This is a genomic window from Pseudomonas sp. C9D1, assembly GCF_056491235.1.
Genome location: NZ_JBSZIE010000001.1, coordinates 163,609 through 183,942, shown reverse-complemented (window position 1 = coordinate 183,942; position 20,334 = coordinate 163,609). Strand labels below are relative to the sequence as shown.

The window sequence follows — 20,334 nt, the reverse complement described above, 5'->3', positions numbered from 1 at the left end:
CTCGTATCAAACCTGGGCGATCCACTTGCGATGGGTATGGATGGCCATCAAAACCCCAAACCCTGACAGCAGCGTAACCAGCGAAGTTCCGCCATAGCTGATGAAGGGAAGAGGCACTCCAACCACCGGCAGCAGGCCGCTGACCATGCCGATGTTGACGAACACATAAACGAAGAAGGTCATGGTCAGGCTGCCCGCCAGCAGCTTGCCGAACAGGGTCTGCGCCTGGGCGGTGATGACCAGGCCGCGACCGATCAGCAGCATGTAGACCAGCAGCAGGATGCACACGCCGACCAGGCCGAACTCTTCGCCGAGGACGGCAATGATAAAGTCCGTGTGGCTTTCGGGCAAAAAATCCAGGTGCGACTGGGTGCCCAGCAGCCAGCCCTTGCCGAACACCCCACCCGAACCGATCGCCGCCTTCGACTGGATGATGTTCCAGCCGGTGCCGAGCGGGTCGCTCTCCGGGTCGAGAAAGGTCAGCACGCGCTGTTTCTGGTAGTCGTGCATGACGAAGAACCACATCCCCACCGCGATCGGCACCACCGCCGTGACCGCGCCGAGTATCCAGCGCCACTGCAGCCCGGCCATGAACAGCACGAAGGCGCCCGAGGCGAGGATCAGCAGCGCGGTGCCGAGGTCCGGCTGGCGCACCACCAGGATGAAGGGCACCACGATCAGCGCCAGGCTCACCACAACGTGCTTGAGCTTGGGTGGCAAGGTGCGTTTGGACAGGTACCAGGCGATGGTCGCCGGCATCAGGATCTTCATGAACTCGGCGGGCTGGAAGCGGATCACCCCGGGGATGTTGATCCAGCGCGTCGCGCCCATGGCGTTGTGGCCCATGATGTCCACCACTATCAGCAGCGCCACGCCACCGACATAGCCAAGGGGCACCCAGCGGGCGAGGAAGCGGGGTTCGAACTGGGCGATCACCACCATCGCCACCAGGCCGAGGCCGAAGGAAGACGCCTGCTTCATCAGCAGGTCCCAGTGCTTGCCGCTGGCCGAATAAAGGACGAACAGGCTGCCGGCGGCCAGCAGCAACAGAAGCAGGAGCAACTGGCCATCGATGTGCAGACGCTGCAGCAGGCTGGCGCGGCGGCGCATCACGTCCTCGTTGGACAGGGTGCGGTCGAAGTTGCTGTTCATCGGCTCGGGCTCTTCTCGGCGGTGAGGGGCGCCTGCGGCGACTGGAACTCGGGCTTGAGCTGCCCATCGGGGCCCAGCAGCCAGGCATCCATCACCTGCTTCACCACGGGCGCGGCGACACCGGAGCCGGACTCGCCGTTCTCCACCATCACCGCCACGGCGATCTTCGGGTTGTCGGCGGGAGCGAAGCCGATGAACAGCGCGTGGTCGCGATGGCGTTCCTGGACCTTCGAGCGGTCGTACTTCTCGCCCTGCTTGATCGCCACCACCTGCGCGGTACCGGACTTGCCGGCGATGCGATAGACCGAGGCGTCGCCGACCTTGCGCGCGGTGCCACGGGCGCCGTGCACCACCTGCTCCATGCCGATGCGGCCATAGTCCCAGAACTTGGGATCGCGCAGCGCGATGTCCGGCATCGGGTTCGGGTCTTCCGGCGGCTTGCCTTCGATGGTCTTGGCCAGGTGCGGGCGGATCCACTTGCCGCGGCTGGCCATCAGCGAGGTGGCCTGGGCAAGCTGCAGGGGCGTGGCCTGCATGTAGCCCTGGCCGATACCGAGGATCAGCGTCTCGCCCGGGTACCAGGCCTGGCGGTAGCGGGCGCGCTTCCAGTCGCGGGACGGCATCAGCCCGGTGGTTTCCTCGAACATGTCCAGGGCGACCTTCTGGCCGAAGCCGAAGCGGCTCATATAGGTGTGCAAACGGTCGATGCCCATCTTATGGGCGAGGTCGTAGAAGTAGGTGTCATTGGAGCGCATGATCGCGGTCTCCAGGTTCACCCAGCCGTCGCCGCTGCGGTTCCAGTTGCGGTACTTGTGGTCGTAGTTGGGCAGCTGGTAGAAGCCGGGGTCGAACACCCGCGAATCCGGGGTCACCACGCCAGCGTCCAGGCCCGAAACGGCCACCATCGGCTTGACCGTCGAGCCCGGCGGGTAGAGGCCGCGCAGCACGCGGTTGTACAGCGGCCGGTCGATGGAGTCGCGCAGCTCGGCGTACTGCTTGAAGCTGATGCCGGTGACGAAGGGGTTGGGATCGAAGCTCGGCTGGCTGACCATCGCCAATACGTCGCCGCTGGAGGGCTCGATCGCCACGATGGCGCCGCGACGCCCGGCGAGGGCGGCCTCGGCCGCCTCCTGCAGGCGCGTGTCTATGGTCAGCACCAGGTCCTTGCCCGGTTTCGGGTCGGTACGCTTGAGCACCCGCAGCACGCGGCCACGGGCGTTGGTCTCGACTTCCTCGTAACCCACCTCGCCGTGCAGCGTGTCTTCGTAGAAGCGCTCGATGCCGGTCTTGCCGATGTGGTGGGTGCCGCTGTAGTTGATCGGGTCGAGCTCCTTGAGCTCCTTCTCGTTGATGCGCCCGACATAGCCCACCGAATGGGCGAAGTGCGCGCCCTGGGGGTAGTGCCGCACCAGTTGCGCCACCACCTCCACGCCCGGCAGGCGGAACTGGTTCACCGCCACGCGGGCGATCTGCTCTTCCGAGAGTTCGAAGAGGATGGGCACCGGCTCGAAGGGGCGGCGCCCCTGCTTCATGCGCCTCTCGAACAGCGCCCGGTCATCGGCGCTCAGCTGCAGCGCCTCGACTATCACGTCCAGGGTCTGCTCCCAATCGCCGGCGCGCTCGCGGGTCACCGTGAGGCTGAAGCTCGGCCGGTTGTCGGCGATGATCAGGCCGTTGCGATCGTAGATCAGGCCACGGGTCGGCGGGATCGGCTGGACGTGGACGCGGTTGTTCTCGGACAGCGTCGAGTGGTACTCGTACTGGATCACCTGCAGGTAATAAAGGCGGGCGATGAGTACGCAGGTCAGCAGCAGCACCGCCACAGCGCCGACGACGACGCGACGCCGCACCAGGCGGGCATCCTTCTCGTGGTCTTTCAGGCGGATCGGCTGCGGCATCGGTACGGCTTACTTGTGATAGGGGTGGCCGGACAGCACGGTCCAGGCACGGTAGATCTGCTCGCCGACCAGGATCCGCACCAACGGGTGCGGCAGGGTCAGCGGCGACAACGACCAGCGTTGCTCACTGCGCGCGCAAACCTCGGGAGCCAGCCCTTCCGGGCCACCGACCATGAGGTTCACGGTGCGTGAGTCGAGACGCCAGCGGTCCAGCTCCACCGCCAGTTGCTCGGTGCTCCAGGCGCGGCCTTCGACTTCCAGGGTGACGATGCGTTCCCCGGGTTGCACCTTGGCCAGCATCGCCTCGCCTTCCTGGCGGATCATCCGCGCCACGTCGGCGTTCTTGCCGCGCGTGGTCAGGGGGATCTCCACCAGTTCGAGGGCGAGTTCGGACGGCAGGCGCTTGGCGTACTCGTGCCAACCCTCCTCCACCCAGCGGGGCATGCGCGAGCCAACGGCGATCAGACGCAGACGCAAGGCGACGCTCCGTTATTCCTGGGGATGCTGGGCGCGGCTCTGCTCGGCCCCCTGCCACAGGCGCTCGAGGTCATAGAACTGGCGGGTGGCGACCTGCATCACGTGGACGACCACATCGCCCAGGTCCAGCAGGGCCCATTCGCCGCTGTCCAGGCCTTCGCTGCCCAGGGGGCGCACGCCTTGTTCCTTGACCTTCTCCAGCACGTTGTCGGCGATCGACTTGACGTGGCGGCTGGAGGTACCGCTGGCGATCACCATGAAATCGGTGACGCTGGTCTTGCCGCGTACATCGATGGTGGTGATGTCCTGGGCCTTCATGTCTTCCAGGGCCGCAAGAGCGACCTTGACCAGTTCTTCGTTTTGCATCGGTTCAACTACCTCGATCATTCAGCTCGTCGCACGGTACAGGCCGTGCTCATGGATATAGGCCAGCACCGCATCGGGGACGAGGAATCGTACCGAACGCCCGGTGGCCAGCAATTGGCGGATCTGCGTGGCGGACACCGCCAGCGGTGCCTGCCATACAAAGGAAATCTGCCCACCGCGCCCGGCCAGGGCCAGGGGGTCGGCGACACTTCGCGCCGCCAGCAGGTCGCGCAGTGCTTCCGGTGGTTCGCTGTCGGCATCCGGCCGCTGCAACACCAGGATGTGGCAGTGCTCCAGCAACTCCTCCCAGCGGTGCCAGCTCGGCAGGCCGCAGAAGGCGTCCCAGCCCAGCAGCAGGTAAAGCGAGTCGTCCGTGCCCAGCTCGGCCTGCACGGACTCCAGGGTGTCGATGGTCCAGGACGGCCGGTCGCGCTTCAGTTCGCGGTCATCCACCCGCAACGGCGGCAGGTCGGCCACCGCACGCTGGACCATTTCCAGGCGATCGGTCGCAGAAACCTGCGGCGTCTCGCGGTGCGGCGGCCTGGCGCTGGGAATCAGACGCAACTCGTCGAACCCCATCAGCTCGGCGACCTCCAGCGCACCACGCAAGTGGCCGATGTGCACAGGATCGAAGGTACCGCCGAACAGACCGATGCGTTTGCCCATCAGGTGCGCACGTGACCGTCACCGAAGACCACGTACTTCTCGCTGGTCAGGCCTTCCAGGCCGACCGGGCCACGGGCGTGCAGCTTGTCGGTGGAAATACCGATCTCCGCGCCCAGGCCGTATTCGAACCCGTCGGCGAAGCGCGTCGAGGCATTGACCATCACCGAGGCGGAATCCACTTCGGTGAGGAAACGACGGGCGTCGCTGAAGTTCTCAGTGATGATCGCGTCGGTGTGCTGCGAGCCGTAGGCGTTGATGTGCTCGATGGCCTCATCCAGCCCGGCGACGATGCGGATCGACAGGATCGGCGCGTTGTATTCGGTGCGCCAGTCTTCCTCGGTCGCCTCCAGCACATCACTGCCCAGCAGCGCGCGGGTGGCCGCGTCGCCACGCAGCTCCACCTGCTTGTCGCGGTAGATGGCGGCCAGCGGCGGCAGCACGCGCTCGGCGATGCCGGCATGCACCAGCAGCGTTTCCATGGTGTTGCAGGGCGCGTAGCGCTGGGTCTTGGCGTTGTCGGCGACGCGAATTGCCTTGTCCAGGTCCGCGGCGATGTCGATATAGACGTGGCAGATGCCGTCCAGGTGCTTGATCACCGGCACCTTGGCATCACGACTGACGCGCTCGATCAGGCCCTTGCCGCCGCGCGGCACGACGACGTCGACGAACTCCGGCATGCTGATCAGCGCGCCCACGGCAGCGCGGTCGGTGGTCTCGACCACCTGCACCAGCTCGGCCGGCAGGCCGGCGTCGGCCAGGCCCTTCTGGATGCACAGGGCGATGGCCTGGTTGGAATGAATGGCTTCGGAACCGCCACGCAGGATGGTGGCGTTGCCGGACTTCAGGCACAGGCTGGCCGCATCGATGGTCACGTTCGGGCGCGACTCGTAGATGATGCCGATCACGCCCAGGGGCACGCGCATCTTGCCCACCTGGATGCCCGAAGGCAGGTAGCGCATATCGCGGATCTCGCCGATGGGGTCCGGCAGGGTGGCCACCTGGCGCAGGCCTTCGATCATGTCGTCGATACGTGCCGGCGTCAGCGCCAGGCGATCCAGCATGGCTGGCTCCAGACCGTTGGCCCGACCGTTGGCCAGGTCCTGCTCATTGGCGGCGGACAGCTCGCCACGGGCGGCGTCCAGGGCATCGGCGGCGGCCAGCAGGGCGCGGTTCTTCTGCGCGGTGCTGGCACGGGCGGCCACGCGCGAGGCGGCGCGCGCGGCGCGGCCCAGGCGGGTCATGTAATCGAGAACGGACTCGGTCATGGTCTCGGCAGTCTGGCAGTTGGGAAAAGTGGGCGATTATAGCCCGCGCGCCCCGCCACGCCCAGCGGCGCCGGGCGGATGGTAAACAGCCCGTTCCGCGCCCTCCCTGCCTCCCACCCGCAAGCGCCAGCCCCCGCGGTTGCAGGGGATACGGTGACACCCACGGAAAAATACTGGCTTTTTGCCGCCCGAAGGTTGGGTAAACAAAATCGTCACCGATGTTTACCTTGAGGTCGTGCCCCGCGCCCCGACTCGCGGCGAGAACAACAACAAGGCGCCCGAGCGCCGGAGAATCGCCATGCTCTATCGCACCGGATACAGCGCAGACCTGCTCGCCTCGCCCCCCGAGAGGCTCCACATCGGCCCCTGGTGCCTGCATTACCAGGCCTGGTCCCACCACGCAGACGACCCACGAACGCCGGTGCTCATGCTCGGCGGCGCCTTCCAGAGCTTCCGCTCCTTCGCCGCCGAGGTGGAGGAGCTGCTCGGCGAGCACCCGGTCATCCTCCTCGACCTCCCCGGCCAAGGCGGCAACCTGCAACTGGCCCCCGAGCTGGGGCTGGAGCAACTGGCCGACCTGATCGCCGACTTCGCCGAGGAACTGGCGCTGCCCCCGCTGATGCCCATCGGGCTCTCCTACGGTTCGGCCCTGGCGGCGCTGTTCGCCAGCCGCCACCCGCAACGCTGCGAGCGCCTGCTGCTGGCCGGCATCACCGCCTTCGGTCGCGACGGCGCCCGCGCGTTGCTGGAGGAAGGCCTGCTGATGCTTGCCGAAGGCAACCTCGCGGCCTTCGCCCAGGGCGTGCTGATCGGCCTGATCAACCCGCTGCGCCTGGACGCCACCGGCATCACCCCGGGCTTCCGCAAGGCCATGCTGCGCCAGCTGCAGCGCCTGTCGCCGGTGGAGCAGGAGCGCTATCGGCAGAACAGCCGGCGCCTGCTGGATTTCGGCGGCTTCGCCCAGCACCCGCGCTGCCCGACCCTGGTGCTGGCCGGCGAATACGACCACTTCACCCAGCCCTGGGAACACGCGCTGTTCGCCGCCGCCTGCGACGATGCCGACTGCGCGCTGATCGAGAACGGCGATCACCTGGCCCAGTTCGAACGCCGCGACGCCTGCTCGCGCCTCTACGTGCCCTTCTTCAAGGGCAACCCACTGCCGCAGCAGGCCCCCGGCGCCACGCGCCTGGCGCGGGGCATGCTCGGCAACCTGGAGAAGCGCCAGGAACCCCGCCTCGCCCCGCTCGACCGCAACGGCCGCCTGTTCCACCCGGAACTGGGAGAGCTAAGCGTGGAAGTGAGCGAGCTGGGCTTCTTCGGCGGCCTGCTCCACGGCGACCTGCCGGCCACGTTGCCCACCCGTGGCTGGAGCCTGCGCGCCGGCGACCTGCCAGCGCTGGAGCTGCTGCCCCTGCGCCGCCAGAGCGACACGCTGTCGCTGGTGTTCACCCATGTCGACGCCCAGGCCAGCACCGCCCTCGCCGCCCAGGTCGGACCCTGGCAAATGGCGGCGGCAGCGGCCTGAAAGATGGGAGCTGGAAGCTGGAAGCCAGGAGTTTTCTTGAAGCTTCTGGCTTCTGGCTTCTCGCTTCTGGCTTGTCACTTGTGGCTTGCCCCTTGCCCCTTGCCCCTTGCCACTCAAGCCCTGAAACATAGGCGAGGCAGCCAGCGCAAGGCAAAAACAGGCGAGAGGGCGGGAGTTTACGTGCTGTAAATGAGCACCTCGAGCCTGTTTTTAACGCCGCGATGGCAACGCAGGTCGTTTCATATGGAAGCTTCGACGACGCGGACCAGGGTGGGCCACCGCCCCATGTTCAAGCCCAGGTCGGCGCCATCCACCTGTGGGTCCAGCACCTGCACCCGAGGGAAGCCACAGCGATTGAAGCCGTCGACGATGGCCGCGCCGTCGCGGTAGTGCAGCGGGTAGTTGCCGCGGGTGAAGCGGCCGACCAGGTCGACGCCCCAGCGCACCTGGCGGTAGCGCGGGTGCTCGCGCAGGTCCGGGTAGAGGTCGGTGAGGTAGGTGGCCGAGGGGAAGGCGCGCAATTGGTCGGCCAGGCGCCGCCAGAAGCCCTCGATCACCGGCAGCTCGAAGTAATTGACCAACCCCTCGGTGATCACCACCACCGGCCGGTGGCGGTCCAGCCCGGCGAACAATGCATCCAGCCCCTGCCCGCCCTCGCCCGCGAGGATGTCCACGGCGCGCACCTGGTGGCGGCTGTTGAGCCAGCCCTCGCCGTGTAGCAGCAGGCGCTTGCGCGCGGCCATGGGCGGCAGGTCGGCCTCCAGGTAGCGCAGCTCCGGGTAGCGCTCGCAGAAGCGTCGGCCCCGGGGCGACAGCCCGCAGGCGATTTCCACCACCTGGGTCGTGCCAGTGGCGATGGCAGCGTCGAGCCGGGCGTCGATCAGCAGGTGGCGTTGCAGCAGGAAGTTCTCGATATCCAGGCCGAAGCCCACCCGCGCGCCCCAGGTGATGGGGCTGAGCAGGCCGTGCACCCAGCGCCCGAGGGAGGTGGCGAACGCCGGGTCGGCCAGGTGATGGCGGTACCAGACATAACCGGTGTAGTGCGCGCTGGGCGTGATGTGGGCGCTGTCGGCCCGGGCGGTTCTGGACATGGCAGGACTCTTTATTGTTTTTCTCGGTGTTTCCCATCCAGCCGTTCAGCTGCCGGCCGTCGAGGCTTACGTATAATCGCCAGCCTAAGCCGCTGCGGATAGCCAAGACAGCCCATGCCCACCGTTCCCACCCTAAGTTTGCCCTGGCCGCAAGACCGTGCCCTGGGCGATGCCTTCTTCGACCGCGACGCACAACTGCTGGCCCGTGAACTGCTCGGCAAGGTCATCCGCCACCGGGTCGGCAAGCACTGGCTGTCGGCGCGCATCATCGAGACCGAAGCCTACTACTGCGCGGAGAAAGGCAGCCACGCCTCCCTCGGCTACACCGAGAAGCGCCGGGCGCTGTTCCTCGATGGCGGCCACATCTATATGTACTACGCCCGTGGTGGCGACTCGCTCAACTTCAGCGCCCAGGGCCCCGGCAACGCCGTGCTGATCAAGTCAGGCCACCCCTGGCAGGACGCGATCTGCGGCCCCGAGGCACTGATCGCCATGCAGCTCAACAACCCCGACGCCAACGGCATCCCGCGCCCGCCCGAGCGCCTCTGCGCCGGCCAGACCCTGCTGTGCAAGGCCATGGGCCTGCGCGTGAAGGAATGGGATGCGCAGCGTTTCGACCCCGCCCGGCTGTTCGTCGAAGACGTTGGCGAGCGGCCGACACAGATCATCCAGACCACCCGCCTGGGCATTCCCCACGGCCGCGACGAGCACCTGCTCTACCGCTTCGTCGACGCCGGTTATGCACGGCACTGCACACGCAACCCTTTGCGCCGTGGGCAGGTCGAAGGGCAGCACTATCACCTGATCGAAGGAACGACCCCATGAGCGAATGGCTCGACGCCCTCACCACCTGGCTCGGCGCCCACCCGCAGTGGCTGGGCCTGGCCATCTTCATCATCGCCTGCGTCGAATGCCTGGCCATCGCCGGCATCATCGTGCCCGGCACCGTGTTGCTGTTCGCCGTCGCCGTGATGGCCGGCAGCGGCGCGCTGGGGCTCTGGGAAACCCTGCTGCTGGGCTACTTCGGCGGCCTGCTGGGGGATGCCATCTCCTATGGGCTGGGCCGGCGCTTCCACCAGAACATCCGCCGCTTGCCGGGCCTGCGCCACCACCCGGAATGGCTGGCCGGGGCGGAGAACTACTTCAACCGCTATGGCGTCGCCAGCCTGCTGGTGGGGCGCTACATCGGCCCGCTGCGGCCGATGCTGCCCATGGTCGCCGGCATGCTCGACATGCCGCTGCCGCGCTTCATCGCGGTGAGCATGCTCGCTGCGGCCGGCTGGTCGGTGGCCTACCTGCTGCCCGGCTGGGCCACGGGCGCGGCCTTCCGCCTGCCCTTGCCGGAGGGGTTCTGGAAGGAAGCCGGTGTGGTGGTGGTCGCCGTGCTGGCGATGCTGGCGCTGATCCTCCAGGGCAGCCTGCGCGAGAAGCGCTGGGCGACGCCCCTGGCCGCCGGCCTCAGCCTGGCGCTGCTGGCAGGGCTGTTCTTCGGCTGGTCCTACCTGCACGACTTCGACCAGGGCCTGATGGCGCTGGTGCAGGAGCAGCGCAACGACACCCTCGACAGCTTCATGGTGCTGGTCACCCGCCTCGGCGATTTCCGCACCCAGCTGTTCGCCGGCGCCCTGCTCACCTCGCTGCTGCTGGTCGCCCGGCAATGGCGCCACGCGGTGTTCGCCGGCGCCACCCTGGTGTGCACGGCGCTGGCCAATGGCGGCCTGAAGCAGCTGTTCGCCCGCGCCCGGCCGGAGGTGCTGGCCGAGCCCCTGAGCACCTTCAGCTTCCCCAGCGGCCACAGCTCGGCGGCCTTCGCCTTCTTCCTGGTACTGGGCGTGCTGGCCGGCCGTTCGCAGCCCGCACGCATGCGCCTGACCTGGCTGTTGCTGGCCTGCCTGCCGGCGCTGGCCATCGCCCTGTCACGGGTCTACCTGGGGGTGCACTGGCCCACCGACATCCTTGCCGGCGCCCTGCTGGCCGGCTGCATCTGTGCGGCCTGGCTGGCCATCCTGCAGCGTGACGAGCCGATGCCGGCGATGAGCGCACGGGTCTGGTGGCTGGTGCTCCCGGCCTGTATCGCCCTGCTCGGCGGCGTGGCCACCTGGGCGTTGCCCGAGGCCTTCGCCATGTACCGCTACAAGTGACCGGGAGCCGGTAGCCCGGGCGTCAGCCCGGGAAGGGAGAAGCAGGCGGCTCAGGCGATCATGTCGCCCTGCAGCCTGTCCAGCAGGCCTTGCAGGTGGCCCAGACGCTGCTCGGGATCGCCCAGCGCCAGCAGTTCGAGCTTTTCCTTGAGCGAGAACGGCAGCAGGTAGGCCAGTTGGTTGGCCAGCTCCTGCTGCCCATTGGCCAGGCCGCCCATGCCCAGCCCCTGCACCAGCGGGTGCTCGGCCAGGGCGTTGAGCAGCGCGGCGAGGTCGGCGTGTTCGGGTTGCAGCGGGCGCTCCTCGGCCTCGTCCAGCCACTCGATATCGGCGACCGTCAACTGGTCGGGCAGCACCTCGGCGCGGGTCACCTTGAAGCGCCGCCCGCCTTCCACGCGGATCCCCAGCAGTCTGTTGGGCAACTGCTTGAAGTCGCGGATCACCGCCTCGCAACCCATACCGGAGAAACGGCTGGCCGCGTCGCCCACCTCTTCGCCCTCGAGGATGCAGACCACGCCGAAGCCGGTGCCCTGCTTCATGCAGCGGCCGATCATGTCCAGGTAGCGCGCCTCGAACAGCTGCAGGTCGAGCGAGCAGCCGGGGAAGAGCACGGTATTGAGCGGAAACAGCGGCAGATTCATCGACACGACCTCAAACGACCATCGCAACGGCCAGCGGCAACAGCACCGCGGTGGCCACACCCATCAAACTCATCGCCAGCGCCGCGAAGGCGCCACACTCCTCGCCTTCCTGCAACGCCCGGGCGGTGCCCACGGCGTGGGCGGTGATGCCCAGCGCCATGCCCTGGGCCGCCGGGTGACGCACGCCGATGCGGCGCAGCAGCTCCGGGCCGAGGGTGGCGCCGATGACGCCGGTGATCAGCACGAACACCGCGGCCAGCGCCGCCACGCCGCCGATCTGCTCGGCCACCAGCATGGCGATGGGCGAAGTCACCGACTTCGGCGCCATGGTCATCAGCATCATGTGCTCGGCACCGAAGGCCCAGGCCAGGCCCACGCCCATAACCGTAGCAACCAGGCCGCCGATGAACAGGGTGATCAGCGTCGGCCAGAACAACTGGCGGATGCGCTTGAGGTTGAGGAACAGCGGCACCGCCAGGGCCACGGTGGCCGGGCCCAGCAGCAAGGTCAGCAGCGTGGTGCTCTGGCGGTACTCCTCGTAGCCGATGCCCAGGGGCACCAGCACCGCGATCACCAGGGCCATGGACACCAGCACCGGCTGCAGGAACATCAGCCGGGTCTTCTCGTAGAGGAAGATGGACAGCTGGTAGGCCGCCAGCGTCAGGCCGACGCCGAACAGCGGATGGTGGGCGATGGCCTGCCAGGCACCGTGCCAGTCGATGCTCATGGGCGACCCTCCTGGCGGGCCTTGCGGTCGATCAGGCGCTGCATCAGCCAGCCCACGAACAGCATCGAGAAGAACACCGACAGCGCCAGCGCACCGACCACCGCCCAGAAGTCCGCCCAGATCGCCTGGGCATAGACCATCACCCCCACCGCCGGCGGTACCAGCAGCAACGGCAGGTAGCGCAGCAGGCTGCTGGAAGCCACCGACAGCGGCTCACCCACTTCGCCCCGGGCGACGAGGAACAGGAACAGCAGCACCAGGCCGATGATGGGGCCGGGCAGCATGTGCAGGAAAAGGGCGTTGATCCCGGTGCCGAGCAACTGGAACAGCACCAGCCAGGTCAGGCCGCGCAAAAGCATGAAAATCTCCGGATAGGTCGAGGAAGCAAACGGCGAACCGCGCGCAAGGCCCGCTGCAGAGGGGCCGTTGCCAGGATCGCGCCATTATAGGCCCGCTCGCCACCCTCGCTATAACCCGCCATTCGCAGGGGGCATGCCAGCTTGACCCCTGGCATCCGGCCATGCTGATCTAGACGGCGATGAATCCAGGGTCGGCCAAAGACCCAGCAAGAAGAACAACAAACCACGTCCACGGAGGATGAAGCATGCCGTTCGTACCTGTATCCGAACTGAAGAACTACATAGGCAAGGACCTGGGCCACTCCGAGTGGCTGACCATCGACCAGGGTCGCATCAACCAGTTCGCCGAGTGCACCGGCGACCACCAGTTCATCCATGTTGACCCGGAGAAGGCCAAGCACACCCCATTCGGCACCACCATCGCCCACGGTTTCCTCACCCTGTCGCTGATCCCGGTTCTCACCGAAGGGCTGCTGGTACTGCCCGAAGGCATGAAGATGGGCATCAACTACGGCCTGGACAGCGTGCGCTTCATCCAGCCGGTGAAGGTGGACTCCCGCGTCCGCCTGGCGCTCACCATCATGGACGTCACCGAGAAGAACCCAGGCCAGTGGCTGATCAAGGCCCGCGCCACCCTGGAGATCGAAGGCCAGGCCAAGCCTGCCTACATCGCCGAATCCCTCAGCCTCTGCTTCGTCTGAAGCCCCTGCCGGCGGCCCTCCGCCGGCATCCCTCCCGCTACTCGCCGTCAGGCCGTCGCGTTCGCTAGAATGCCGCCGCCAATCGGCACCCGCCTTCTCAACAAGGACAGTTCCATGACCGAAAAACGCATTCTCCCCGCCTTCCTGCTGTGCTTCTTCCTGGGCACCTTCGGCGCGCACCGCTTCTACGCCGGCAAGATCGGCACCGCCATCCTGCAGATCCTCACCCTCGGCGGCCTGGGCATCTGGACCCTGATCGACTTCATCATGATCATCGTCGGCGCCTTCACCGACAAACAGGGCAACAAGATCACCCAGTGGACCTGAGCCCCTGCCTGACTGAAAAGAAAAGCCCGCAATAGCGGGCTTTTTTACGCCACACTTGCACCAGCCGTATCCACCTTCAAGGGACTGTCGATGAAACCGCTGCTGCCCCTCGCGCTCGCCCTGCTCCTCGTGGCCTGCGGAGACGGAGAACCCCTCACCCCGCCGGACGCCCGCCTGCCCGACGGCTCGCGCTACCGTGGCGCGGTGGTCGATGGCCTGCTGCAAGGCCCGGGGCGCCTGGACTACAGCAACGGCACCTGGTTCGAAGGCACCTTCAAGGATGGCCAGCCCAATGGGCGCGGCACCTGGCACGGCCCCAACGGCGTCGAGTACCAGGGCGATTTCAGCAACGGCCTGTTCGACGGCAACGGCCACATGACCTATGGCGACGGCACGCTCTACGAGGGCGGCTTCAAGGCCAACCAATTCAACGGCGAAGGCACGCTCAGCCGCGAAGGCATGGTCTACAGCGGCACCTTCCGCGACGACCGCTACCACGGCCAGGGCAAGCTCACCCTGCCCGACGGCAGCAGCTACCAGGGCCAGTTCAAACGCGGCGAACAGACCGGACGGGGCGTGCGCACCGACGCCGATGGCTCGCGCTATTCCGGCCCGTTCAAGGCCGGCCAACTCGATGGCGAAGGCGACTACCAGGGCGCCGACGGCGGCTTCTACAGCGGTGGATTCAAAGGCGGCCTGTTCGACGGCAAGGGCCGCTACCAGAACGCCGAAGGCTCGGTCTGGAGCGGCCAGTTCAAGGGCGGCAGCCTCACCGGCAAGGGCGAATACAAGGGCGCGGACGGCGAGCTGTACACCGGCGCTTTCCGCAACTGGCGCTACCAGGGCGAAGGCAGCCTCAGCCTCGCCGATGGCAGCCGCTACGAAGGCGGTTTCGCCGCTGGGCGCTATGCCGGCAAGGGCACCTTGACCCTGGCCGACGGCGGCCAGGAGAAAGGCACCTGGCGCGGTGGCCGGCGCATCGGCGATGAAACCGGCAAGGCGCTGCCCAACCCCCTGGAGGTCGGCCTGCTGGAACAGGGCCGCCTGCTCGACGCCGCCATCGACGCCCTGCCCGCCTCCACCCCGGCGGTGGAGCTGTACTCCCTGAGCCTGGGGGGCGATGGCCGCCAGAGCGTATTCCTGCGCGAGGCCGACTACGTCGCCACGCTGCTCGACCAGCGCTTCGGCGCCCACGGCCACATCACCCTGATCAACCACCGCGACCACATGGCCGACCGTCCCCTGGCCACCCGCGAGAGCCTGGCCCGCGCCATCCGGGGCATCGCCCAGCGCAGCGGGCCGGAAGACCTGGTGTTCATCTACCTCACCAGCCACGGCTCCGCCGACCACCAGCTGGCCCTCGAGCAGCCCGGCCTGCAGCTCGGCGACCTGCCCGCCAGCGAGCTGGCCACGGTGCTGGCGCCGCTGAAGGAGCGCCACAAGGTGGTGGTGATCTCCGCCTGCTACTCCGGCGGTTTCATCCCCGCGCTCAAGGACGACAAGACCCTGGTGATGACCGCCGCCCGCGCCGACCGGGTGTCCTTCGGTTGCTCCGACGACAACGAATTCACCTACTTCGGCCGCGCCCTGCTGGCCGACGCCCTGAACCAGACCGACGACCTGGAACGTGCTTTCGAACTCGCCCGCACCGAGGTTGCCGAATGGGAGAAGGCCGACGGTTTCGAACCCTCCGAACCGCAGATCTGGGCACCCAAACCGGTGCTCGCCCATTGGCGAAAGTTGCGCGCTGCCCAGGCCCAGGAGGCCCTCGCCGCGCAACCTGCAACGGCCGGCGGCAAAACCGCCGCCAGCCACTAAGCTGAAGCTGTAACAGCGGAGAAACAGCATGCATCTGACGCCCCAGCACATCCTGCTCGCCGGCGCCACGGGCCTGACCGGTGAACACCTGCTCGACCGACTGCTCAACGAACCCACGGTGGAGCGGGTGCTCGCGCCGACCCGTCGCCCCCTCGCCGAGCACAAGCGCCTGGACAACCCGGTGGGCGAGATCGCCGACCTGCTGCCACACCTCCAGGGTCCGGTGGACACCGCCTTCTGCTGCCTCGGCAGCACCATCCGCCAGGCCGGCTCCCAGGAGGCCTTCCGCGCCATCGACCTCGACCTGGTGCTCGCCGTCGGCGCCCGCGCCCGCGAACTCGGCGCCCGCCACTACCTGGTGATCAGCGCCCTGGGTGCGGACGCCAGCTCCTCGGTGTTCTACAACCGCACCAAGGGCGAGATGGAGGCAGCGCTCAAGGCCCAGGACTGGCAACAGCTGACCCTGGTACGCCCGTCCCTGCTGCTCGGCCCGCGCAGCGAATTCCGCCTCGGCGAACGCCTGACCGCCCCGCTCATGCGCTGGCTGCCGGGCAAGTACCGTGGCATCGGCGCCTGCACCCTGGCCCGAGCCCTGTGGCGCCTGGCCCTGGAAACCGACCAGGGCACGCGCATCGTCGAATCGGACGAATTGCGCCGCCTGGGCCGCTGAACCCGGGCGGGAATCCTCCCGCCATTGGCCGAAATCCCCGCGCCGCGCGGGGATGCGCCCTGCTAACGTGAATGCCTCGTCAACCGCAATGGACTGCCCGCCATGGGTTTCTACGATCGCCACGTCCTGCCCCGCCTGATCGACTACGCCTGCGGCATGGGCGAAGTGATGAAGACCCGCTCGAAGATCGTGCCCCAGGCCGAAGGCCGGGTGCTGGAGATCGGTATCGGCACGGGCCTCAACCTCGGCTTCTATGACCCGGCCAAGGTGCAGGTGGTGATCGGCGTCGACCCCGCCGCGCAGATGCAGGCCCTGGCTCGCCAGCGTGCCGACGCCATCACCATCCCGGTGGAAACCATCGCCCTGGAACTGGGCGAGATCCAGGCCAGCGACGCCAGCTTCGACAGCATCGTCTGCACCTTCACCCTCTGCACCATCCCCGATGCACCGGCGGCACTGAAGGAAATGCGCCGCGTGCTCAAGCCCGGCGGGCGCCTGCTGTTCGCCGAACACGGCCTGGCACCGGACGCCCCGGTGGTGCGCTGGCAGCATCGCCTCACGCCGTTGTGGAAACCCTTCGCCGGCGGCTGCCACCTCAACCGCGACATCCCGCGCCTGATCGAGGCCGGCGGCTTCGCCATCCGCGAGCTGCACACCGGCTACCTGCAGGGCCCGCGCCCCATGACCTTCGTCTATCGCGGCTGGGCGGATTGACCGGCGCCCCCGCAACCGGGTTAGCCTTGGGCGCTTGAAAGCCAGCCCGGAACCGCCCCATGCGTACCCTCACCTCGCTCACCGGCAACAGCCAGAAACTCGACGGCGGCGCCATGTTCGGCAACGCCCCGCGCGCCCTCTGGGAGCGCTGGATGCAGCCGGATGCGCAGAACCGCATCGACCTCGGCTGCCGCGCCCTGCTGGTGCAGGAAGACGAGCGCAACATCCTCATCGAAACCGGTATCGGCGCCTTCTTCCCGCCCGAGCTCAAGCACCGCTTCGGCGTGCAGGAAGCGCACCACGTGCTGCTCGACAGCCTCGCCGAGGCGGGCCTGTCCGATGCCGACATCGATATCGTGCTGCTCACCCACCTGCACTTCGACCACGCCGGCGGCCTGCTCGCCGCCTGGGAGCAGGACCAGCCCATGCGCCTGCTGTTCCCCAACGCCCGCTTCGTCACCGGTCGCCGCCAGTGGCAGCGCGCCTGCAACCCGCATCCGCGCGACCGCGCCTCCTACATCCCGGAAATGCTCGAACTGCTGGAAGCCAGCGGCCGCCTGGTGCTGATCGACGAGCAGCCCAGCGCCGAGATCCTCGGCCCCGACTGGCGCCTGCACTGGAGCGACGGCCACACCCCCGGGCAACTGCTGCCGGAGATCGCCATGCCCGACGGCCCGGTGGTGTTCAGCGGCGACCTGATCCCCGGCGCGCCCTGGGTGCACCTGCCCATCACCATGGGCTACGACCGCTTCCCCGAAGGCCTGATAGAAGAGAAGGAAGCCCTGCTCGCCAGCCTGCTGGAGCGCAATGGCCGCCTGCTCTTCACCCACGACCCGGACGTCGCCATGGGCCGCGTCACCCGCGACGGCAAGGGCCGCTACGGCCTCGACGACAACCTCGCCGCCGTGCACCAGCTGGCCGCCTGAGCCAGCCGGACAGAAATCAAGGAGCCCCGAATGAGCCTCGAATCCGTACGCGCCTTCCTCGCCGAGAAGGCCCCCGAACTCGCCATCATCGAACTGGAAACCAGCACCGCCACCGTCGCCCTGGCTGCCGAGGCCCACGGCGTCGAGCCGGGCCGCATCGCCAAGACCCTGGCCTTCCGCGTCGGCGAGCAGCACCTGCTGGTGGTGGCCCGTGGCGATGCGCGCATCGACAACCGCAAGTTCAAGGAAGCCTTCGGCGCCAAGGCCAAGATGCTCGACGCCGAAACCGTGCAGGCGCTGACCAGCCACCCCGTCGGCGGCGTCTGCCCCTTCGGCCTGGCCACCCCGCTGCCGGTCTATTGCGACCTGTCGTTGCAGGCCTTCGATGAAGTGGTCCCCGCCGCCGGCGCCATCCACAGCGCCGTGCGCATCGCCCCGCAGCACATGGCCGAACTGGTCGCCGCGCAATGGGGGGATGTCTGCCAGGACCCGGCCTGACGTCGGCCGATCAGAAGGAATCATCCGTAGGATGGGTAGAGGTACGAAACCCATCACCACGCAACCCTACGGAGCGCCTTAATTCCCCCCGGTCACACCCAGCCCCACGCCCAGCTCCGCCGCCACCGCGAACGGCAGCAACAGCGTCTCCAGCACCGCGCTGAACGGCAGGTCGAGCGCCGCCCAGCCGGGCGCTTCGGCGCCGAAGCGGTCCTTGGGGCAGCAACCGCCATTGAGGGAATACCAATCCAGCCGAGTGCCGGAGTAGATAATCGGCGCGCCGGGCTTGGCCGCGTCCAGGGTGCGCACGGCGGCGCAGCCCTGGAGCACCAGCACCAGGCCGATGAGCAAGCCCAGGCGGGCGCGGCGCGGTTCAGTCATCGCTGCTCTGCAGGTGGTGCTCGCCCCAGCGCGGCAGCATGTCCTGGGGGATTTCCAGCAGGTTGAGGATGCGCGCCACCACGAAGTCCACCAGGTCATCGATGGTCTGCGGCTGATGATAGAAACCCGGCGAGGCCGGCAGGATGATCGCGCCGAGGTTGGAGAGTTTGAGCATGTTCTCCAGGTGAATGCTGGAGTAAGGCGCCTCGCGGGGCACCAGGATCAGCTTGCGCCGCTCCTTCAACGCCACGTCCGCGGCGCGCTCGATCAGGTTGTTGCAGGCACCGGTGGCGATGGCCGACAGCGTGCCGGTGGAGCAAGGCACCACCACCATCGCGCCCGGTGCACCGGAACCGGAGGCCGCCGGGGCCATCCAGTCTTCCTTGCCGTAGACGCGGATCTGCCCCGGCGCGGCGCCGGTGTACTCGCTGAGGAAGGCCTGCATCGACTGCGGCTTGGGTGGCAGGGTGACCTCGGTCTCGGTGGCCATCACCAGCTGCGCGGCCTTGGAGATGAGGAAGTGCACCTCGCGGTCTTCCTGCACCAGGCAGTCCAGCAGGCGCAGGCCGTACTGGGCGCCGGAAGCGCCGGTCATCGCCAGGGTGACGCGTTCGGGTCCGCTCATGTCGTCGTCCTCAGCCTTCCAGCGCCTTGGCCAGCTTGCCGTGCAGGCCGCCAAAACCGCCGTTGCTCATGATCACCACCTCGGTGCCCGGGCGCGCCTGGCCCTTCACCCGCTCGATGATCGCCTCCAGCGAATCGCAGACCACCGCCGGCACCGGGCAGGCAGCGGCCGTGGCGGCCAGGTCCCAGCCCAGGTTCGGCGGCGCGTACCAGATCACCTGGTCGGCCTGGGCCACGCTCTCCGGCAGGCCGTCGCGGTGGGCGCCGAGCTTCATGGAGTTGGAACGCGGCTCGATGATGGCGATCACCGGCGCCTCGCCCACGCGCTTGCGCAGGCCGTCGAGGGTGGTGGCGATGGCGGTGGGGTGGTGGGCGAAGTCGTCGTAGAGGGTCACGCCGTTCACTTCGGCGACCTTCTCCATGCGCCGCTTGACGTTGCGGAAGGCGCTCAGGGCGGCGATGCCCAGCTCCGGCACCACGCCCACATGGCGCGCGGCGGCGAGGGTGGCCAGGGCATTGGCCACGTTGTGCTGGCCGGTCAGGGTCCATTCCACGGTGCCCTGCACCTTGCCGTCGAACTGCACCTCGAAGCGCGAGCCATCCTCGCTGAGCAGGCGCACCTGCCACTGGCCGCCTTCACCGGTGGTCTGCACCGGCGTCCAGCAGCCCATTTCCAGCACCCGTACCAGGGCCGGCTCGGTGGTGGGGTGGATGATCAGGCCCTCGCCGGGGATGGTGCGCACCAGGTGGTGGAACTGCCGCTCGATGGCGGGCAGGTCGGGGAAGATGTCGGCGTGGTCGAATTCCAGGTTATTGAGGATCGCCGTGCGCGGACGGTAGTGGACGAACTTCGAGCGCTTGTCGAAGAAGGCGCTGTCGTACTCGTCCGCCTCCACCACGAAGAACGGCGTGCCGCCCAGGCGCGCCGAGATGCCGAAGTTCTGCGGCACGCCACCGATGAGGAAGCCCGGGCTCATGCCCGCATGCTCCAGCACCCAGGCCAGCATGCTGGTGGTGGTAGTCTTGCCGTGGGTACCGGCCACCGCCATCACCCAGCGGCCCTGCAGCACGTGGTCCGCCAGCCACTGCGGGCCGGAAACATAGGGCAGCCCCTTGTTCAGCACATGCTCCACCGCCGGATTGCCCCGCGACAGCGCATTGCCCACCACCACCAGGTCCGGCGCCGGGTCCAGGTGCGCGGGGTCGTAGCCCTGCATCAGCTCGATGCCCTGGGCCTCCAGCTGGGTGCTCATGGGCGGGTAGACATTGGCGTCGGAGCCGGTGACGCGGTGGCCGAGTTCCTTGGCCAGCACCGCCAGCGAACCCATGAAGGTGCCGCAGATGCCGAGGATATGGATATGCATGGA

At 67.8% G+C, this 20,334-nt stretch carries 23 protein-coding genes; 10 read left to right on the top strand and 13 right to left on the bottom strand.

Annotation, left to right across the window (positions count from 1 at the left end; all coding sequences use genetic code 11):
• Positions 1-6: 6 nt before the first annotated feature.
• Genes rodA through ACXI0U_RS00815 form a run of 6 tightly spaced genes read right to left on the bottom strand, consistent with a single transcriptional unit; the run spans position 7 to position 5,824 of the window.
• Positions 7-1,110 (bottom strand): rod shape-determining protein RodA, encoded by a 1,104-nt coding sequence (gene rodA, locus ACXI0U_RS00840; protein ID WP_169708471.1) that lies wholly within the window; start codon positions 1,108-1,110, stop codon positions 7-9.
• 38 nt (positions 1,111-1,148) lie between these two features.
• The gene (gene mrdA / locus ACXI0U_RS00835; protein WP_184489632.1) at positions 1,149-3,050 is read right to left on the bottom strand and encodes a penicillin-binding protein 2; all 1,902 of its coding nucleotides are present in this window, start codon (positions 3,048-3,050) and stop codon (positions 1,149-1,151) included.
• Between the two features lie 9 nt (positions 3,051-3,059).
• Complete coding sequence (rlmH, locus tag ACXI0U_RS00830; protein ID WP_021221490.1) at positions 3,060-3,527, bottom strand: 23S rRNA (pseudouridine(1915)-N(3))-methyltransferase RlmH; 468 nt, start codon at positions 3,525-3,527, stop codon at positions 3,060-3,062.
• A 12-nt stretch (positions 3,528-3,539) separates the two neighbouring features.
• Positions 3,540-3,893: a ribosome silencing factor gene (gene rsfS, locus ACXI0U_RS00825; protein WP_031288488.1), complete on the bottom strand. Its 354-nt coding sequence runs from the start codon at positions 3,891-3,893 to the stop codon at positions 3,540-3,542.
• 21 nt (positions 3,894-3,914) lie between these two features.
• Positions 3,915-4,559 carry a nicotinate-nucleotide adenylyltransferase gene (gene nadD / locus ACXI0U_RS00820; RefSeq protein ID WP_184489631.1) on the bottom strand — a complete coding sequence of 215 codons (645 nt, stop codon included), beginning with the start codon at positions 4,557-4,559 and terminating at the stop codon, positions 3,915-3,917.
• A complete protein-coding gene (locus ACXI0U_RS00815) occupies positions 4,559-5,824 on the bottom strand; it encodes a glutamate-5-semialdehyde dehydrogenase (protein ID WP_479549609.1) in 1,266 nt (421 codons plus the stop codon). The genes nadD and ACXI0U_RS00815 overlap by 1 nt, the downstream gene beginning before the upstream one ends.
• Positions 5,825-6,122: 298 nt before the next feature.
• On the opposite strand from ACXI0U_RS00815, the gene ACXI0U_RS00810 reads away from it, so the two are divergent.
• Complete coding sequence (locus ACXI0U_RS00810; RefSeq protein ID WP_479549608.1) at positions 6,123-7,349, top strand: alpha/beta fold hydrolase; 1,227 nt, start codon at positions 6,123-6,125, stop codon at positions 7,347-7,349.
• Between the two features lie 239 nt (positions 7,350-7,588).
• On the opposite strand, the gene ACXI0U_RS00805 is transcribed toward ACXI0U_RS00810, so the two are convergent.
• Positions 7,589-8,440, bottom strand: a complete 852-nt coding sequence (locus ACXI0U_RS00805) for a class I SAM-dependent methyltransferase (RefSeq protein WP_479549607.1) — start codon at positions 8,438-8,440, stop codon at positions 7,589-7,591.
• 114 nt (positions 8,441-8,554) lie between these two features.
• Between ACXI0U_RS00805 and ACXI0U_RS00800 the strand changes: the two genes are divergently transcribed.
• Positions 8,555-9,265 (top strand): DNA-3-methyladenine glycosylase, encoded by a 711-nt coding sequence (locus ACXI0U_RS00800; RefSeq protein ID WP_479549606.1) that lies wholly within the window; start codon positions 8,555-8,557, stop codon positions 9,263-9,265.
• Positions 9,262-10,581 carry a bifunctional DedA family/phosphatase PAP2 family protein gene (locus tag ACXI0U_RS00795; protein WP_021221497.1) on the top strand — a complete coding sequence of 440 codons (1,320 nt, stop codon included), beginning with the start codon at positions 9,262-9,264 and terminating at the stop codon, positions 10,579-10,581. Before ACXI0U_RS00800 ends, ACXI0U_RS00795 begins: the two co-directional genes overlap by 4 nt.
• Positions 10,582-10,631: 50 nt before the next feature.
• On the opposite strand, the gene ACXI0U_RS00790 is transcribed toward ACXI0U_RS00795, so the two are convergent.
• From ACXI0U_RS00790 to ACXI0U_RS00780, 3 genes are read right to left on the bottom strand one after another with little or no spacing between them, the layout of a single operon-like run.
• Positions 10,632-11,222, bottom strand: a complete 591-nt coding sequence (locus tag ACXI0U_RS00790) for an LON peptidase substrate-binding domain-containing protein (RefSeq protein WP_479549605.1) — start codon at positions 11,220-11,222, stop codon at positions 10,632-10,634.
• Between the two features lie 10 nt (positions 11,223-11,232).
• Positions 11,233-11,943: an LrgB family protein gene (locus ACXI0U_RS00785; RefSeq protein WP_031288489.1), complete on the bottom strand. Its 711-nt coding sequence runs from the start codon at positions 11,941-11,943 to the stop codon at positions 11,233-11,235.
• A 2-nt stretch (positions 11,944-11,945) separates the two neighbouring features.
• The gene (locus tag ACXI0U_RS00780; protein ID WP_021221500.1) at positions 11,946-12,308 is read right to left on the bottom strand and encodes a CidA/LrgA family protein; all 363 of its coding nucleotides are present in this window, start codon (positions 12,306-12,308) and stop codon (positions 11,946-11,948) included.
• Between the two features lie 245 nt (positions 12,309-12,553).
• Between ACXI0U_RS00780 and ACXI0U_RS00775 the strand changes: the two genes are divergently transcribed.
• From ACXI0U_RS00775 to ACXI0U_RS00745, 7 genes are all read left to right on the top strand, one after another.
• Positions 12,554-13,009: a MaoC family dehydratase gene (locus ACXI0U_RS00775; RefSeq protein ID WP_431483388.1), complete on the top strand. Its 456-nt coding sequence runs from the start codon at positions 12,554-12,556 to the stop codon at positions 13,007-13,009.
• 114 nt (positions 13,010-13,123) lie between these two features.
• Positions 13,124-13,336 (top strand): TM2 domain-containing protein, encoded by a 213-nt coding sequence (locus tag ACXI0U_RS00770; RefSeq protein ID WP_021221502.1) that lies wholly within the window; start codon positions 13,124-13,126, stop codon positions 13,334-13,336.
• Positions 13,337-13,426: 90 nt separating this feature from the next.
• Complete coding sequence (locus tag ACXI0U_RS00765) at positions 13,427-15,154, top strand: C13 family peptidase (RefSeq protein WP_479549604.1); 1,728 nt, start codon at positions 13,427-13,429, stop codon at positions 15,152-15,154.
• A 28-nt stretch (positions 15,155-15,182) separates the two neighbouring features.
• Positions 15,183-15,824 carry an oxidoreductase gene (locus ACXI0U_RS00760; RefSeq protein ID WP_479549603.1) on the top strand — a complete coding sequence of 214 codons (642 nt, stop codon included), beginning with the start codon at positions 15,183-15,185 and terminating at the stop codon, positions 15,822-15,824.
• Between the two features lie 102 nt (positions 15,825-15,926).
• Positions 15,927-16,538 carry a class I SAM-dependent methyltransferase gene (locus ACXI0U_RS00755; RefSeq protein WP_021221505.1) on the top strand — a complete coding sequence of 204 codons (612 nt, stop codon included), beginning with the start codon at positions 15,927-15,929 and terminating at the stop codon, positions 16,536-16,538.
• A gap of 59 nt (positions 16,539-16,597) precedes the next feature.
• Positions 16,598-17,464, top strand: coding sequence for an MBL fold metallo-hydrolase (locus ACXI0U_RS00750; protein WP_479549602.1), 867 nt, complete (start codon positions 16,598-16,600; stop codon positions 17,462-17,464).
• A 30-nt stretch (positions 17,465-17,494) separates the two neighbouring features.
• Complete coding sequence (locus ACXI0U_RS00745; RefSeq protein WP_479549601.1) at positions 17,495-17,962, top strand: YbaK/EbsC family protein; 468 nt, start codon at positions 17,495-17,497, stop codon at positions 17,960-17,962.
• 78 nt (positions 17,963-18,040) lie between these two features.
• Here ACXI0U_RS00745 and ACXI0U_RS00740 read toward each other — a convergent pair whose 3' ends face one another.
• Genes ACXI0U_RS00740 through mpl form a run of 3 tightly spaced genes read right to left on the bottom strand, consistent with a single transcriptional unit; the run spans position 18,041 to position 20,331 of the window.
• Entirely contained in the window at positions 18,041-18,343 is a 303-nt protein-coding gene (locus ACXI0U_RS00740; protein WP_021219332.1) for a YceK/YidQ family lipoprotein, read from the bottom strand.
• The gene (gene ubiX, locus ACXI0U_RS00735) at positions 18,336-18,968 is read right to left on the bottom strand and encodes a flavin prenyltransferase UbiX (protein ID WP_043245935.1); all 633 of its coding nucleotides are present in this window, start codon (positions 18,966-18,968) and stop codon (positions 18,336-18,338) included. The genes ACXI0U_RS00740 and ubiX overlap by 8 nt, the downstream gene beginning before the upstream one ends.
• 10 nt (positions 18,969-18,978) lie before the next feature.
• Entirely contained in the window at positions 18,979-20,331 is a 1,353-nt protein-coding gene (gene mpl / locus ACXI0U_RS00730; protein ID WP_043245934.1) for a UDP-N-acetylmuramate:L-alanyl-gamma-D-glutamyl-meso-diaminopimelate ligase, read from the bottom strand.
• Positions 20,332-20,334 lie beyond the last annotated feature (3 nt).

Excerpts from the sequence above, each read along its gene's own strand:
- rodA (WP_169708471.1), bottom strand. The coding sequence starts at position 1,110 with ATGCGCCGCCGCGCCAGCCTGCTGCAGCGTCTGCACATCGATGGCCAG.
- mrdA (WP_184489632.1), bottom strand. The coding sequence starts at position 3,050 with ATGCCGCAGCCGATCCGCCTGAAAGACCACGAGAAGGATGCCCGCCTG.
- rsfS (WP_031288488.1), bottom strand. The coding sequence starts at position 3,893 with ATGCAAAACGAAGAACTGGTCAAGGTCGCTCTTGCGGCCCTGGAAGAC.
- nadD (WP_184489631.1), bottom strand. The coding sequence starts at position 4,559 with ATGGGCAAACGCATCGGTCTGTTCGGCGGTACCTTCGATCCTGTGCAC.
- ACXI0U_RS00815 (WP_479549609.1), bottom strand. The coding sequence starts at position 5,824 with ATGACCGAGTCCGTTCTCGATTACATGACCCGCCTGGGCCGCGCCGCG.
- ACXI0U_RS00810 (WP_479549608.1), top strand. The coding sequence starts at position 6,123 with ATGCTCTATCGCACCGGATACAGCGCAGACCTGCTCGCCTCGCCCCCC.
- ACXI0U_RS00805 (WP_479549607.1), bottom strand. The coding sequence starts at position 8,440 with ATGTCCAGAACCGCCCGGGCCGACAGCGCCCACATCACGCCCAGCGCG.
- ACXI0U_RS00800 (WP_479549606.1), top strand. The coding sequence starts at position 8,555 with ATGCCCACCGTTCCCACCCTAAGTTTGCCCTGGCCGCAAGACCGTGCC.
- ACXI0U_RS00795 (WP_021221497.1), top strand. The coding sequence starts at position 9,262 with ATGAGCGAATGGCTCGACGCCCTCACCACCTGGCTCGGCGCCCACCCG.
- ACXI0U_RS00790 (WP_479549605.1), bottom strand. The coding sequence starts at position 11,222 with ATGAATCTGCCGCTGTTTCCGCTCAATACCGTGCTCTTCCCCGGCTGC.
- ACXI0U_RS00780 (WP_021221500.1), bottom strand. The coding sequence starts at position 12,308 with ATGCTTTTGCGCGGCCTGACCTGGCTGGTGCTGTTCCAGTTGCTCGGC.
- ACXI0U_RS00775 (WP_431483388.1), top strand. The coding sequence starts at position 12,554 with ATGCCGTTCGTACCTGTATCCGAACTGAAGAACTACATAGGCAAGGAC.
- ACXI0U_RS00770 (WP_021221502.1), top strand. The coding sequence starts at position 13,124 with ATGACCGAAAAACGCATTCTCCCCGCCTTCCTGCTGTGCTTCTTCCTG.
- ACXI0U_RS00765 (WP_479549604.1), top strand. The coding sequence starts at position 13,427 with ATGAAACCGCTGCTGCCCCTCGCGCTCGCCCTGCTCCTCGTGGCCTGC.
- ACXI0U_RS00760 (WP_479549603.1), top strand. The coding sequence starts at position 15,183 with ATGCATCTGACGCCCCAGCACATCCTGCTCGCCGGCGCCACGGGCCTG.
- ACXI0U_RS00755 (WP_021221505.1), top strand. The coding sequence starts at position 15,927 with ATGGGTTTCTACGATCGCCACGTCCTGCCCCGCCTGATCGACTACGCC.
- ACXI0U_RS00750 (WP_479549602.1), top strand. The coding sequence starts at position 16,598 with ATGCGTACCCTCACCTCGCTCACCGGCAACAGCCAGAAACTCGACGGC.
- ACXI0U_RS00745 (WP_479549601.1), top strand. The coding sequence starts at position 17,495 with ATGAGCCTCGAATCCGTACGCGCCTTCCTCGCCGAGAAGGCCCCCGAA.
- ACXI0U_RS00740 (WP_021219332.1), bottom strand. The coding sequence starts at position 18,343 with ATGACTGAACCGCGCCGCGCCCGCCTGGGCTTGCTCATCGGCCTGGTG.
- ubiX (WP_043245935.1), bottom strand. The coding sequence starts at position 18,968 with ATGAGCGGACCCGAACGCGTCACCCTGGCGATGACCGGCGCTTCCGGC.
- mpl (WP_043245934.1), bottom strand. The coding sequence starts at position 20,331 with ATGCATATCCATATCCTCGGCATCTGCGGCACCTTCATGGGTTCGCTG.